Origin of the sequence: Brenneria uluponensis (assembly GCF_032395385.1) — a bacterium.
In the GTDB taxonomy this organism is placed as follows: domain Bacteria; phylum Pseudomonadota; class Gammaproteobacteria; order Enterobacterales; family Enterobacteriaceae; genus Prodigiosinella; species Prodigiosinella aquatilis.
Genome location: NZ_CP135917.1, coordinates 4,077,599 through 4,091,885 on the forward strand (window position 1 = coordinate 4,077,599; position 14,287 = coordinate 4,091,885).

Annotated in this window: 12 protein-coding genes and 1 pseudogene; 4 read left to right on the forward strand and 9 right to left on the reverse strand. The window is 46.3% G+C overall.

Going from position 1 to position 14,287, the window contains the following annotated elements; all coding sequences use genetic code 11:
- Positions 1-13 precede the first annotated feature (13 nt).
- Both RS889_RS18890 and RS889_RS18895 read left to right on the forward strand, forming a co-directional pair.
- Positions 14-661, forward strand: a pseudogene (locus RS889_RS18890) (tyrosine-type recombinase/integrase); the annotation flags it as partial.
- Positions 662-684: 23 nt separating this feature from the next.
- Positions 685-2,925 (forward strand): hypothetical protein, encoded by a 2,241-nt coding sequence (locus RS889_RS18895; RefSeq protein ID WP_315708355.1) that lies wholly within the window; start codon positions 685-687, stop codon positions 2,923-2,925.
- Positions 2,926-3,543: 618 nt separating this feature from the next.
- On the opposite strand, the gene tnpC is transcribed toward RS889_RS18895, so the two are convergent.
- From tnpC to RS889_RS18930, 7 genes are all read right to left on the reverse strand, one after another.
- Entirely contained in the window at positions 3,544-5,130 is a 1,587-nt protein-coding gene (tnpC, locus tag RS889_RS18900) for an IS66 family transposase (protein ID WP_315707817.1), read from the reverse strand.
- A gap of 45 nt (positions 5,131-5,175) precedes the next feature.
- A complete protein-coding gene (gene tnpB / locus RS889_RS18905) occupies positions 5,176-5,544 on the reverse strand; it encodes an IS66 family insertion sequence element accessory protein TnpB (RefSeq protein ID WP_290180505.1) in 369 nt (122 codons plus the stop codon).
- A complete protein-coding gene (tnpA, locus tag RS889_RS18910) occupies positions 5,544-5,852 on the reverse strand; it encodes an IS66 family insertion sequence element accessory protein TnpA (protein WP_315708356.1) in 309 nt (102 codons plus the stop codon). The genes tnpB and tnpA overlap by 1 nt, the downstream gene beginning before the upstream one ends.
- A gap of 327 nt (positions 5,853-6,179) precedes the next feature.
- Positions 6,180-7,193, reverse strand: coding sequence for a substrate-binding domain-containing protein (locus RS889_RS18915; protein ID WP_315708357.1), 1,014 nt, complete (start codon positions 7,191-7,193; stop codon positions 6,180-6,182).
- Positions 7,194-7,202: 9 nt separating this feature from the next.
- Positions 7,203-8,810, reverse strand: a complete 1,608-nt coding sequence (locus RS889_RS18920) for a methyl-accepting chemotaxis protein (protein WP_315708358.1) — start codon at positions 8,808-8,810, stop codon at positions 7,203-7,205.
- Positions 8,811-9,582: 772 nt separating this feature from the next.
- Positions 9,583-10,176, reverse strand: a complete 594-nt coding sequence (locus tag RS889_RS18925; RefSeq protein ID WP_315708359.1) for an undecaprenyl-diphosphatase — start codon at positions 10,174-10,176, stop codon at positions 9,583-9,585.
- 321 nt (positions 10,177-10,497) lie between these two features.
- Positions 10,498-11,340: an AraC family transcriptional regulator gene (locus RS889_RS18930; protein ID WP_315708360.1), complete on the reverse strand. Its 843-nt coding sequence runs from the start codon at positions 11,338-11,340 to the stop codon at positions 10,498-10,500.
- Positions 11,341-11,573: 233 nt separating this feature from the next.
- Between RS889_RS18930 and RS889_RS18935 the strand changes: the two genes are divergently transcribed.
- Together RS889_RS18935 and RS889_RS18940 are read left to right on the forward strand one after the other, a co-directional pair.
- Positions 11,574-12,875 (forward strand): NAD(P)/FAD-dependent oxidoreductase, encoded by a 1,302-nt coding sequence (locus tag RS889_RS18935; RefSeq protein WP_315708361.1) that lies wholly within the window; start codon positions 11,574-11,576, stop codon positions 12,873-12,875.
- Positions 12,876-12,923: 48 nt separating this feature from the next.
- Positions 12,924-13,295, forward strand: a complete 372-nt coding sequence (locus RS889_RS18940; RefSeq protein WP_315708362.1) for a cupin domain-containing protein — start codon at positions 12,924-12,926, stop codon at positions 13,293-13,295.
- On the opposite strand, the gene RS889_RS18945 is transcribed toward RS889_RS18940, so the two are convergent.
- Together RS889_RS18945 and RS889_RS18950 are read right to left on the reverse strand one after the other, a co-directional pair.
- Positions 13,271-13,540 carry a hypothetical protein gene (locus tag RS889_RS18945; RefSeq protein ID WP_315708363.1) on the reverse strand — a complete coding sequence of 90 codons (270 nt, stop codon included), beginning with the start codon at positions 13,538-13,540 and terminating at the stop codon, positions 13,271-13,273. The genes RS889_RS18940 and RS889_RS18945 overlap by 25 nt on opposite strands.
- Positions 13,541-13,593: 53 nt before the next feature.
- On the reverse strand, positions 13,594-14,250 hold the full coding sequence (locus RS889_RS18950) for a helix-turn-helix transcriptional regulator (RefSeq protein ID WP_315708364.1): 657 nt from the start codon (positions 14,248-14,250) through the stop codon (positions 13,594-13,596).
- Positions 14,251-14,287 lie beyond the last annotated feature (37 nt).

A 14,287-nucleotide genomic window follows, 5' to 3' on the forward strand; every position in this document is an offset into this window, starting at 1 on the left:
TTAACGGCGCTTACTTAATACCGGTCTGATAGAAGCTAATCCGGCATCAGGTGTTGGTATGGCTTTTGAGAAACCCAAAAAGCAGAACATGCCAACGCTTCGACCAAAAGAATTGCCTAAGCTGATGCGCTCATTGGTTATGTCGAATTTATCTGTTCCGACACGCTGCCTAACTGAATGGCAGCTTCTGGCCCTAGTTCGTCCTTCAGAAGCTTCGGGTGCCAGATGGGCAGAGATCGATCTCGACGCCAAACTGTGGACGATCCCAGCCGAACGGATGAAAGCTAAGCGTGAACACATTGTTCCTTTATCACGACAAGCATTAGAAATTCTAGAAGTGATGAAGCCTATCAGCGCGCATCGCGAACATATTTTTCCTAGCAGGAATGATCCAAAACAACCCATGAACAGCCAGACAGCTAATGCAGCTTTAAAGCGAATTGGCTATGGTGGTAAATTAGTTGCTCATGGTTTAAGGTCAATCGCAAGTACAACTATGAATGAAGCTGGGATAAATGCAGACGTTATCGAGTCAACATTGGCGCATACCGATAAAAACGAAGTGCGTAGAGCTTATAATCGTTCAATCTATTTAATCCAAATAATAGATCTAATGGATTGGTGGGGGAATTACGTTAAGACACTATATACTCACAATTAAACCTAATGAAAAGAGATATGATAATGTATAACTCATTTGTTACAACGAAAGTCCGACCTATCCGTAAATTATTTATCATTAATGATAATGATCATAAAATATTTTTATCAATATTTATGTCGTTAATGAAAGATATTGATGGAATTTTGAATTTAATTTTACAATCGGATGATTTACTGTTCTCTGAAATAAATAAAGCACTTGTGAATAGCTACGACCCTGATGTTATAATTAACTACTCTAGCCTTGACGATAGAATAATATCAGAATTTTTCAATGCTATAACTTATAATTCTACATCAAGAAATTATGATTTGCGTAATTTCTGCTCTCCAGTTTTTACATTTTCTGGCACGCCTTATTTAACAACAAAAGATCCAACATTAATACCCAGCAAAGTTTATGCCTCATCACATATTGAGTTTACTGCCAATTCTTTATTCCTCGCTTTGAATTTCGGTGTAGTAGATAAGAAAAACTATGTTCACTTAAAAAGAATGCCATCAATATTCCAAGATGTGAATATTTCTTGCATAGCCACTTCCGGTAAAATAAACACCGATTTATTTGATAATAAAATTAAGTATCATAATTTAACCACCATTATAGGATCGGCATATACATCATCAAGCATATACGAAAAAAATTATAATCGACGCGGTTATTTTGATGATAACAACAAAAATTATTTATTTATCTCACATTCGTCTGATTTCAGTTTCATTATTTACTTTTGGAATACTAGAAATAGCTATAACTCCACCAGACTAGCTTGGTTACCACTTGAAACCCTTGAGCAATATATAGAAACCATTTCAAATGAAACCATACTTGTTGTAAGCAATGAAAAAGATAAAAATATAATACTCTCTTATTTCCCAAACAATACATACATTATTGCTGACAGATATTATTTCCCAGCTAATCAAGAGAGATGGATTAATTTTGAACATAATCAATATATCGTAGATCCTTCAGACATCAAAACGCTAACGCATCCCAATGAAAAAACATTCGCAGATATAGGTTTTGGTGGTGGGTTTATTTTTGAAATTAGAGGTCCAGTAGAATTTTCTTACCCGAAAAAATATTTTTTAGGTGAGTGTTTTTCTGATAACTCGGTAGATAAATCAACTTTCCCACATTATTTTACACGCTTGTCTAACAAAGGACTGTCCAAGTACTTCAAACATTTTTCACCTTACAGAACCTCAGGTATAACAGAGTCTTTTAGACTTCCTTCATTTATTTCATTATTACATTCTCATTTTTACCACTATGGTCTCACTTTAAAGCAAACATCAAAAACATTTATATTAGAGCAGTTAATCCATCTGCTCGGGGGAATTAAAAACGCAAGTTTGATTAGCGATAAAAAAATATTTAACTTATTAGTATCACTAACCCCTCATACAAGGACACAAAGACTGGTTCAAAAAGCATTCCCTGAACTTGAAGACAACATATCACAGGATGACTTAATTTCTTACATAGGCACGCTAAAAGATCGAGGCGACATATCGTTACCCTCAACAATTATCACTATGGAAAGTATAGAGGGTAAGTTAAAAGAAAAAAACTCGTCATCTATTCTTTACCATGAGAAACTACAAAACCTTTATAATGCAAAAATCTTATTGAGGGGTAAATACTTTCAATGCACTCATTGCTCAGCAATGCTTTGGTTCCCTTTGGAAACATTACAGAAAATAAACCACTGTGTCGAATGCGGAAATGTAATTAACATACCTATATTCGATAACGGTAAAACATTAAACGACCATTATAAATTAAATCAGTTAGTAGCAAGAGCAGTAGATCAAGGTCAATTGTCTACTTTGTTATTAATAAATTATATCAATAAGCAAGGATATAGCCATTTAAATTATGAATCCAATTATGAAATTTTTAAAGAGACAAATCTCGTATCCGACATTGATGTTTTTGTTAAGATAGGAAGTAAATTGGGCTTGTGTGAATGCAAATCCAATAGTTCCTTTAATACCAAGCAAATCGACGAATTAATCAATATAGCCCAAACTGTAAATTGTGACTTTATAATACTATCCTGCCTTCTTAACATTAATGATGAACGAATGGCTAGGATAATAAATTACCTTAATGATAAGAATCTTGATATGCCAGTATTCGTCATCACTGAAAACGAGCTTTTTACTGAAAAGCCTCAGAGAATCTATAAGTATTTTGAAATAGATTTCACAACTAGTGATTTTTATAAGGGCCCCATACTTCTTGGAAAATAAAAATATAGCAAGAAAAAACTCAATTTCCGCACTATGATTTTATTTTGAGTGTGAATAGCAACCTTATCTCAAGGTTCATAGGATTATGAATCTCAGCTATCAGCGACACTAATTATCTAGCTGTTAAATAATTAACTCGCCAGACAGCGCGCAGTTCTTTCCCCGCCTCGCCTGCCCGCTTTGCAGGGCGGTTTAAATGCAGATGCATGACCGGGCTCAGGCTGTGCCAGGACTGGCGCGGGCGGGGTTCAGGCTGGCAGAGAAATAAATGCAGTTAGATAACGGGGAGTGGACAAATGCACCTGCTGCATGCAGGGTATTTTTCGAAAAAATAACGGGATTTTTTGTGATTTTTCAGGGTGCTGAGAGCTCAGCCGGTAGCCAGTACCGGCGCACATAAATCAGGAGATTTTCGGGGAGTTATTACTGCCGGATATCTGCCCACAAAACTGGGTTTTCCGGCATGGCCGGTCTGCGAAGTACGAAAAGCCCGCATGGCACAAGCCCTGCGGGCTTTTTCATGCCCTTCGACATATTCTAAGGTCTTGTAACTTCCGGTGCCTTTAGGCACCTAACCACCGGGTACTTAGTAAGCGCCGTTAAATCGACGTACTCCCCCTATCCATACTGCGACACATTTTTTAAAAAGGGGACCAGGTCCACATTCCAGGGCAATAACGCGTCGAGTTTTTCTTGCGTATCCGCCTCGCCGATGTGATCCAGCACATACTGGATATACGCCGTCGGCTCTAACTGATTGGCCTTCGCCGTTTCGATCAAGGAATAACACCCGGCACTGGCGCTGGCGCCCTGCGAACTGTCGGCAAATAGCCATGCCTTGCGACCGACCGCAAACGGGCGGATGGCATTTTCCGCCAACGCATTGCTGATGTTCACCTGCCCATGATCGCAATAGCCTATCAATTCTGCCCAGTGGTTGAGCGTGTAGTCCATGGCCTGACGGGTCAGCGATCCCTTCATTATCTTGCCGACATTCTGCTCCAGCCATAGTTTGAATGCCTTGAGCAACGGCAGGCTATATTGCTGACGGGCCAGGTATTTGTCCGCTTCACTGCGCCCCTGCAGGCTCCGTTCAATGCCATACAGTTTACCGATGTAGCCCAGCGCCACATCCGCTTTAGTGGGTTTGCCTTTGGCAGATTTTGCGCCCTTGGGGACCGCTTTGCCCGCTTCAATATATTTGCGCCGGGCATGATCCCAGCAGCCGATACGCACGAGATTGTTTTCACGGCACACCGCGTCATAACCGGCATAGCCATCGGTTTGCAAAATACCGGTGAATCCCGCCAACAGGCGCACGGGAACACTACCCGCGCGGCTCGGGTCATACTCGAACAGCACTGAGGGTTTATCGGGGGGGCCACCGCGTATCACCCACATCCATTTGTCCGATTGGGCGGTTTTGCCTTCTTCTTTCAGCACCTGGATGCGGGACTCATCCATTTGCAGGTAACGGCCACTGTTTTGCACGTCACGCAACCTGGCCAGCAGCGGGGCAAATACCTTGGCTAACCGGATGATCCAGTGGGCCATATTGGTGCGGCCTACCGGGTGGCCACTGCGGGCAAGCATGTTTTCCAGGCGGTACAGCGGCAGCCCATCGGCATATTTGGCGACGATGATATACGCCAGCAAGGCGGTGGTGGCAAAACATTTGCCCAGCGGATGGACCGGGCGGCGGGCAGCCACAATAAACTCCTCGCCATCGCGGTCAAACACCGCTTTTTCCTGCCAGTATTCGATGACTTTTAATTGGGCGGGAATAAACGCCAGCTCTTCTTTAACCTTGCTGAAGAAGGTGGCGCGGGCGCCGGCTTTTTCTTCGTCGGACAGGCACAACTCCACACGTTCACGCAGCAGGTTGGCGGAGAAACCGCGTTGGCGTTTTTGGGTGCCAGACGGCGGTGGGGGCGGCGATACGTCATCCGGCAGTTGAGCCAACAAGGACTCCATTGCCACGTCCAGTTCGGCTTCATCGAACAAGGCAATCTGGTCAGTATGCCGCTCACTGCTGGCGGCAAACTGTTGGGCTTTTTTGAGGCGGAGCAGTTCTTCGAGTAGGGCGATATAACATTCGCGATGTTGAAGCTGTTGCTGAAGTTCCTCGACCTGCGCCAGCAATTCAACCGCAGATAAACTGCGGTTGTCTGGGTTTTCGGCTGGCGGGAAAGTGGGCGTTTTCATGGTTAAATTATAACAAAAACAGCCACCTGATGCTTCCTGTTTCGACTAATTAACGCCATCATAATGCAGTTTTTTATGCCCATTGAGTAGACTGATATCGTAACCATCAAGCAGCCAGTTAATCTGCTCCCCGGTCAGGGGTAACAGGTCATCGGCCAGACTGGGCCATTTGAACTTCTCCTCTGCCAGCGCCTTGTAATAAAGGACAAAACCATTGTCTTCCCACATCAGACATTTGATTTTATTGCGCTGGCGGTTAGTAAAAGCATACAGCGCCCCGGTAAAAGGATCGTGTCCCAATTCCTGTTCTATCAGCGCCGCCAGCCCGTTGACCTGCTTGCGGAAATCGATGGGTGCGCGATAAAGAAAAATCTGTGGCATCGCCAGCGCCGGGCGTAAGTCACGGTTACGCATCAGAGTTGCCTGAGAATAGCGCCCAGCAGGGAAACATTGCGGTCATTAAGACCGGTGATCACCAGGCCATTGGGCAATGAGAGTGTCAGCTCGGTTGGGGTGTCGACGTGGGTGATGTCGGCGGTGACTTTGGCAAACCCTGGGGCCCGCGCTTGAGTCGGGTTATCGGTACAATATTTTTGCCGCCAGTAAACAAACTGGTGGTATGTCAGCTGCTGTTGCTGGCAGAAAACCTGGTCAGAAAGACCGGATGCTTGCCAGGTGGTGATCTGTTCGCGCCAATGCTCGGCCCGCTGTTGAGATGTCATGATTGCGCCCTGCATTTATGGTAGACAGCGGCAGTGTGGCGCAGTTAATCACTGAAAAAAAGATGCCGATTTAAGGGCGCTTACGGTACTTAAATCATGGAGGTACCTATGGCCCGGTGAACAAAACCGCTCACCGATACAGAGATAAAAAACGCCAAGCCTCAGGGAACAGATTACACGCTACATAATGGCGATGCCCGCAACTGCTGATCAAAACCAACGGCAAAAGAGTCTGGCAATACCGCTATTTTTGGCCTTTCATCCAAAGGCGAGCAAAACTTACGTTTGGCCCTTACCCGAAGTCACCCTGGCCGATGCCCAGCGTAATTATTTGGCACCAAAACAGGCATTAAGCCCAGCCTGGGTATCTTTGCTTGGCAGACCAGGCATCGGTTTGTCAGCAATAAGCGTTACGCCGGTGTCAACATATCCAGAAGCTTTCTTGCCGTGTTTGGCATAGGCAACGGCTGCGTCAACCCCCATCGCGGCCATAGTTAAGGGATATTGCTGCGCCGTGGCTGCAATCTTTCCTTCACGTACGTTGTTTACGCCAGCACATCCGCCATCAACAGATAAAATCATGGCACTTTTTTCTTTACCAGCCTCCTGTAGTGCTTTATAAGCACCGGCTGCGGCTGGTTCATTGATGGTATAGACAAGATTAATATCAGGATGCGCTTTCAGGCAGTCGGCCATAACATCATGCCCTTGTTTTTCCGCTCCCTGTGTATAACCGGAGCACAAGATCTCGGGTGCGCCAGACAATTCACTGGAGTCGGCTCCCGCTGCTTGTAATCCTAAACCTTTCATAAAGCCGTTGTGTCGCCTTGCCCCCACTAAATGCCCAGCCGATAAATCCAGCATGGCTATCTTTAATGGTTGACCAGGAAAGGTTAAGGGCATCGCCGCCTGAGCATATTGGCCAATCAATTCGCCAGCTTTATAGTTGTCTGTGGCAAATAGTGCATCAACAGCACTGATGGGATCCGTCGGTGAATCGAGCGCAATGACCTGTACACCCTGGGCTCGCGCCTGCTCAAGGGCTGGCACAACAGCTTTAGCATCACTTGGGGTGATAAGCAGGGTGGTGGCTCCAGCGGCCACCATGGATTGAATCGCAATGATCTGCGAAGCGTAATCTTGATCTTCTTTACCCGCAGCGGTTAGCAGTTTCACACCGTGAACCGTCGCGCCAAGCATGGCACCTTCTTTCATTTTCAAAAAGAATGGGTTGGTATCTGTTTTAGTAATTAAACCGATGGTGATATTAGCATTGCTGCCGGCAAATACTGATGAACTCAACATTGCTGCCGCCACGGCAAAAGCGCAGAAAATTTTCATTAAAATACCTTAGCGAATCGCAATTGTCGTGCCGTTGAGATTTCCCGCACGGGAGATATCAAACTCAGAAATCCCCTGCAATAATATGTGGGCCTGCTGCTTTAAGCTTTCGGCGGCGGCGGCACTTTGTTCAACCAGAGCGGCATTTTGCTGCGTTGCCTCGTCCATCTGTACTACCGCTTTGTTAACTTGATCAATTCCGGTGTGCTGTTCGCTTGAAGCCAGGGTAATTTCAGCCATCAGGCTATTGACACCTTTAACCGCGTTAACCACTTCTTGCATGGTACTGCCAGCCTCATCAACCAGCTTAGAACCGATATTAACCCGGTCGACAGACTCGCCGATCAGATCTTTAATTTCTTTCGCGGCAGTAGCACTGCGTTGTGCCAGGGTGCGCACTTCGCCAGCGACCACGGCAAAACCACGGCCTTGTTCACCGGCACGCGCTGCTTCAACGGCAGCGTTAAGCGCCAAAATGTTAGTTTGGAAGGCGATGCTTTCAATCACATTAATGATTTGAGTGACTTTGCCTGAACTGCTGGCAATCTCATGCATAGTGCTAACGACGCGCTCAACAACGTTGCCACCACGTTGCGCTACTTGTGAAGCGTCATTTGCCATTAGATTACCCTGGTGTGCATTGTCGGCATTGTGTTTAACGGTGGCGGTCAATTGCTCCATGCTGGCAGAGGTCTGTTCTAGTGAGGAGGCTTGTGCTTCAGTGCGACGGCTCAGATCCTCATTACCCATGGTAATTTCGGTTGAAGCGGTGACGATACTTTCCGCAGAAACAGCGACCTGGCTGACTAACTGATACAGTTTCTCCTGCATCTCTCCAATCGCTGCCAGCACGCTTCCCTGTGGCGCGGTTTTTGCCCCTGTAACCTGACTGAGATCGCCACTGGCAATACGCTGGACCACTTGACCTAAAACTGCCGGCTCTTCTCCCAGAGCGCGAACCAGAGCACGGATAATAATCCACCCCAAAATAACCGCCAGACTCAAAGCAACCAGACTGATAATAATAAAAATCAAGCGGGTTTGCTGATAAGCACGTTGAGCGGTATCCAGGCTCTCTTTGGCTTGTTGTTTACTGTACTTCAGATATTGATCGGCAGTATTCAGTAAGGTGATTAATTGAGGCCGTAGTTCACGGTTCATACGGTCAATAGCCTCGGCCTTTTTCTCATCAAGCGCCAGTTCTACAATGTGTTGAGCAATGGGCTGATAAGCCTCTTCAGCGTTGAATATCGCGGCCACAAAATTGCGATCTTTGTCTGTTACATCAGAGTGTTGTGCAATTGCTGCTTGTAGCTGGGCTATCGCTGCGGCTGTTCTCTCTTCAGCGGCTGCAACCTGTTTTTTACCCGCTTCGATATCAGCGGCCTCACTGACCAGCACCAGCCCATAGATATTCAGTGAACTGTCTTTAACGCCGCTAAGGATCAAATTGACCAAAGATTCACGCGCTGAGACTTGCTGAACATGGGTCTTGAATCTGTCGTTAGCTTTGCTCAGGGAATCCACAGAGAGGATGGCAACGGCCAGGACAATGGCAACTAAAATCCCAAACCCCAGAGTAAGCTGGGTACGTACTGTTGCATTTTTAAATTGCATGAATTTCACTCCCAAGTATTGCGGTTTAAAAAGGTAAATCAATTACCGTAAAATGATTGTAATAAAGCTTAAAAAATCAAATACTTGGTTTTATTTTGGCTAAAGATCCTTAATTGAATAATCGGGGATGAAAATCGCTTAAAGGATAGCCAGGCTGACCGTCTCAGACGATGAAAGCGCTATAAGTAAACTAACGGCGTGCAGGAGAAAAACTTGATGGCTGTAACCACAATGTATGGGTAGTTAGTTAAACAATGTGATGGGGTCCAACTATTTGTAGTCATGCTGGGCGGGGGAACGTTTTTTAACTGTCTGTATCGACTGCACCACCGGCAAGACAGATAACATTAACACTTGCCATCAGAACCGACGCCAAAAGGTATTACTATCATCAATCAATAAGTTGGAATCATTACCATACATGACGATGGGCAGTAACAGTTCTGTTGGTAATATGCTTAATTCAGTGAATGTAATCCCGGTGTCAGCAGGAAAGCGCTCAAACTGATGGGGGAATATTACGTAGTATGAATATCGCCCAGGCAACGGGGATGGGTATGTACTACGGAAAGTGTTATCCCGAGCCCACGCGAGCGTTGATCAGACAAGAGCTTCGTCTGGGTCGATGGGCTCGTAATAAATACAGTGGATGTCACCCCGGTATACCCCACATCATCCCTGGATGGCTTAATGCTGTAACATCATTAGCCAGCAGGGCATACAGAATATGATTCAGTGTCTCACTCATAAGATTCTCCCCGCGAGAAAAGTATCATTGCGGCGTAAATCTTTTGGGGAGCCAAAAGAAAAGTTTTGCGCTGATGGCCGCGCATAATGTTGTCAACGCGTCTCCCCACCATTTCCACAATGTAAATGCAATCCCATACGCCAGTACCGAAACAACGGCAGCGCCGACCATATCCAGTGGGAAATGTACACCTAGAAATACCCGAGCCCAGGCAGCAAACAGCGCCAGAGTCATAACAATACTGCCGGTAATCCTTGCGCGAGACATGAATAATGATAAACCTGCACTGATAAGCAAGGTTGCATGATCACTGGGGAAGGAATTATCTGGTATATGGTGAATCCAGGTATAGCCGAGTGAGATCATAAAAGGGCGAGGATGGAAATAAAATAGTCCACTCAGGGCACCAAGACCTAAGGCAATCTCAATAGTCAATGCACAAAATAAAGCCTGCCGACGTCCGGTTTCCCCGGTAAGGAACCATAACCAAAGTAGCAGCACTGGAATGAAAAAAATCGTACCGTCGGCGCAAAATCGTGCAAAAGTGATGATCCCTTCAGGGGTACCGGGTTGAGCATTAATGGATAAAAACCAGGCGCGATTTAATGTTTCAAGCATAATGCAACGCATATCCGTTCAGTTTACGTTGAACCGATTATCGCGACATTACCTTAAGATAGGCTTAAACGGAGTAAACCAATTGAGTCCACTCCGTTACACTTGATGAAATTGCGTAGCGGGCCGGAAACTACCGGGAAGTGATCCTTATAGGCACAGACACTCGCTGCCAGATACACATGCAGGCTCCTCTGGCCTCGCCGGATCAATACGTGGACATCATGTCAAGGTCGTCTCACTGCCCCGCTTTGGGTAAGTTGCATCCGCAGAAAAACAGCAAACAGAGTGAGTAGATGTCTGCCGGACTATCATCTTCGCGTACTAACAGAAATGAATTCGATGAGTGTAGCCGTCCCGGGTGATATGGCGCTGATAATCGCCGGGGGTGACATTTATTAATTGTTTGAACTCGCGCAAGAAATGGGACTGATCGCTATAACCCAAATCCAGTGCCAACGTCGAAAATGATCCTTCTCTGGCGCAATTAATCGCATTAATTGCTGACTGGAAACGCATGATGCGGCAGAAATATTTAGGGGTCATCCCGGTATCTTGTCGAAACAAGCGCTGAATACTACGGCTAGTATAACCAGTTGTTCTCTCTAGCTCATCAAGACGAATATTGCCTTTTTTCTGCTGAATGGACTGAATAATAAACTGGGTTACCAGGGATGGCCTGCGCATACAGTTTGGCGCGAATCGCTCACGAAAGAGCGTGATCTGTTGCTCAAAATGAGTGCTTCCAATAATTTTTTCGAAGGTTTCCCGTGCATCCGGTGCCACATCAAGAAAGTTAAATTCCCGGTCAGGCAGATCTTTTGCTGTCAGATCAAGAAAATCCGGCATCACGCCTGGCATAAAACGCACACCAAAATAGTGGTGTCCACGTTTAAGCTCCACCGACTTTGCTTTAAGTGTCGTGCCGCAAACTCGCGCCAGAGGATGAGTATTGTGGCAATCAAACAGAATATCGGTACAACCATCCGGGACAGCCAGCGTCAAGGCGGCAGTTTCCGCCACCTGAAAGCTGTAGAAATGTGACAGGCCCGTATTACTTATATTGCTCATATCTCGCGCATAGTAGCGCTGGCTGGCACTGACCACAAAATAGGGCTGCTCAGGGCGGACATCATGATCAGATACGCGATGAAATAAAGATAACATAATGGCTTCCTGATGTTCACAAACGTGACGCACATGTTTTAGCCAAAGCAAACCGTATGCCATTTTATTTAAATGACATACCCTTTCCATGCATCCCATCACAAATCACCACGAATCATCACAAATTATTAACAATTTCCGTACCAAGAAGCGATGTCGCAAATATCCAATACATCCACCAGACGCTGGGTTACTAATGGCAGCGACAATTTACCTCAACCTGGAATGCTGCCATGCATATAGATGAAACCGCGACCTATTACACCGCCACAAAAAAGTACCACCTCAACTTCCCGCAAATAGAACGGGATTTTGATGTCGACGTAGTGATTATTGGCGGCGGATTTTCAGGTATCCATACCGCGTTAGAGCTGGCAGAACAAGGGGTTACCGACACAGTGGTGCTGGAAGCGCGCTACCTCGGTTTTGGCGGTAGCGGACGCAATGGTGGACAAGTGATGGCTGGTATCGGCCATGATCTCGATGCGATTAAAAAAGATGTTGGCGAAGAAGGGGTGAAAACCATTATCGAGCTCAGCGAGCTGGGCCCGAAAATTATGCGTGAGCGTATTGAGCGCTACCAGATTGATGCCGACTTCCACAGCGGTTACGCCTACCTCGGTTTTAACCAACGCCAGGCAAAGACCCTGCGCGAATGGGAAAAATTATTTAAATCTCTCGGTAGTGGCGATGAAATCCGTTACGTCGAAGGCGATGGACTAAAAGATATTATCGGCTCCGACACCTATCATGCCGGACTTCTGCATATGGGCGGAGGCCACGTCCATTCTCTGAATTTGCTGCTGGGTGAAGCCAAAGCATTAAGCGAAATCTATGGCGTAAAGATTTTTGAGCACAGTCCGGTCGTTGAGGTCACTTACGGCAAAAAAATCCGTGTGCGCACCGCCAAAGGCACCGTTACAGCGAACAAACTGGTATGGGCCTGCGACAGTTTCCTTAATAAACTGGAGCCTGAATTACACCCCACCACCATAAACACTTATGCGTTTCAGTTAATGACTGAACCACTATCAGATGAATTGATTAACCGGATTAGCCCGATTCGCGGCGCTTACAGCGATATCCGGCCGGTAATCGACTATTACCGAGTGACCAAAGAGAACCGTTTGTTATTCGGCGCCGCTACGCCGTTTCTTGATTACATTCCGAAAGATCTAAAGGAGTGGAACCGTAAACGGATGCTGAATATTTTCCCTTATCTCGACCAGGTGAAAATCGATTTGGCCTGGGGCGGGCCGATGGCCAGCACTCGAAACCTGTTCCCACAGATCGGCACCCTGCGCGATAAAGACAATGCGTTCTTTGTCCAGGGATATTGTGGGTTTGGTGTCACTCCCAGCCAGATTATTTGCAAAATCCTCGCCGAAGGCATTCTCGGTGGAAGTGAACGCTACCGATTAATCAGTTCGATACCACGCCAGACCATTTACGGTAAAGATAACTTCCGTTCATTGCTTTGTACCTTGGGAAAGGCTTTGCACCAGACCTCGGGGTACTGGAAGGGACGCCGCTAGGCTTCCGATCGCCGTATATTCTTACTTCACATGACATAAGGTAATGCTATGAGCCTGACAGCCATTAAACACGATCTCACCCTACAGGATTTAGATTCCTGGGGAAAATTCAGCGCCATCGGCGCCGAAGACCTCGGCGGTGATGTAGACGCTTTCGGTCGTATGACCATAGGGGCACCCACCGATCACGTAAGCGCCGGTTATTTCGGCACACCGCATGGGACATATCGCCTGCGCTACCCTTTCACCGAGCAGGCTACCTTGCTGTCGGGTGAAATCATCATGACTAACGAAGACACTGGCGACGTTTTCCATTTTAAATCCGGCGATAGCTGGTTGATTACGCAAGGCACAACGACGAAATGGCAGGTGGTGAGTCAAAGCTTTGTGAAGCACTATCTGGCGATAGTGACTGACTGATTGTAACCTTCCGCCCTCCTGACACCGCCGACACTTGTGCCGGCGGTACTCATTTCCATCATTTCTTTAATAGTGCGACGGCTTACGCTGGCAACAGCGTGATTTGTTACCAGAGATATACGCCACGTCACCAACAACACCAGATCAACAACACGAAGATAGCGCGTGATACTTAAGAGAGCATCAATTGCACCATTAACAGGCATTCCCCCACCAGATATTTCACCTACAACATGCTTTTTCACTCCGGTTGCCACTCATCAAAACAGATTAGAGTGGCCAAGCCTGGTTCGGCATATCATGAATGCATATAGAGCGTCGTCACTAATTCAGTCCGGTTTGCTACCGAGGTTTTAGCAAAGATATTCCGCATATGGGTCTTTACCGTAGATAACGATATTCCCAGACTTAACGCGATACGCTTATTGCTGGCCCCATCGCGCAACATCCCGACAATTTGACGTTCTTTTTCGGTTAACGGCAGTTGCAGCGGCAGATCCTGAGAATAGAGATTCTCCGCGGCCAATTGAATTAGAGGCAATATGTCCTGTAACCGCCCCAGTTCCATGTCGGTAAATAGGCTGTCGCGCAGAAGCGAAAAACCAGCCACAATACGCCCCTGCCGACGGATAAATACTTCGGTAATATCGCGAATCGCATTAGGCCGCATAAATCCCTGGTAATAATCCTGTGCCATCTTCTGGCTCAACTGATTGATACCTATCACGTTGACATCGGCATGGAGAAAATTGGCGGGGCGTAATGGGTCAATTTTTTGAAAACTTTCGACATATTGACGATGAATGCCGACTGACATGTTATGCAGGACGAATTGCTGTGGCATGAGCTGGTTATCAACCCGATAGAATGCGCTAGCCGTAACCGGCACTAATCTTGAGACGGTTTCCAGACAGGTCTGTATAACAGTATTGCTACTCATCAGCGCCGAAGACATTATTTTTACCTTAATACATTCCACCCACTTACCGTGG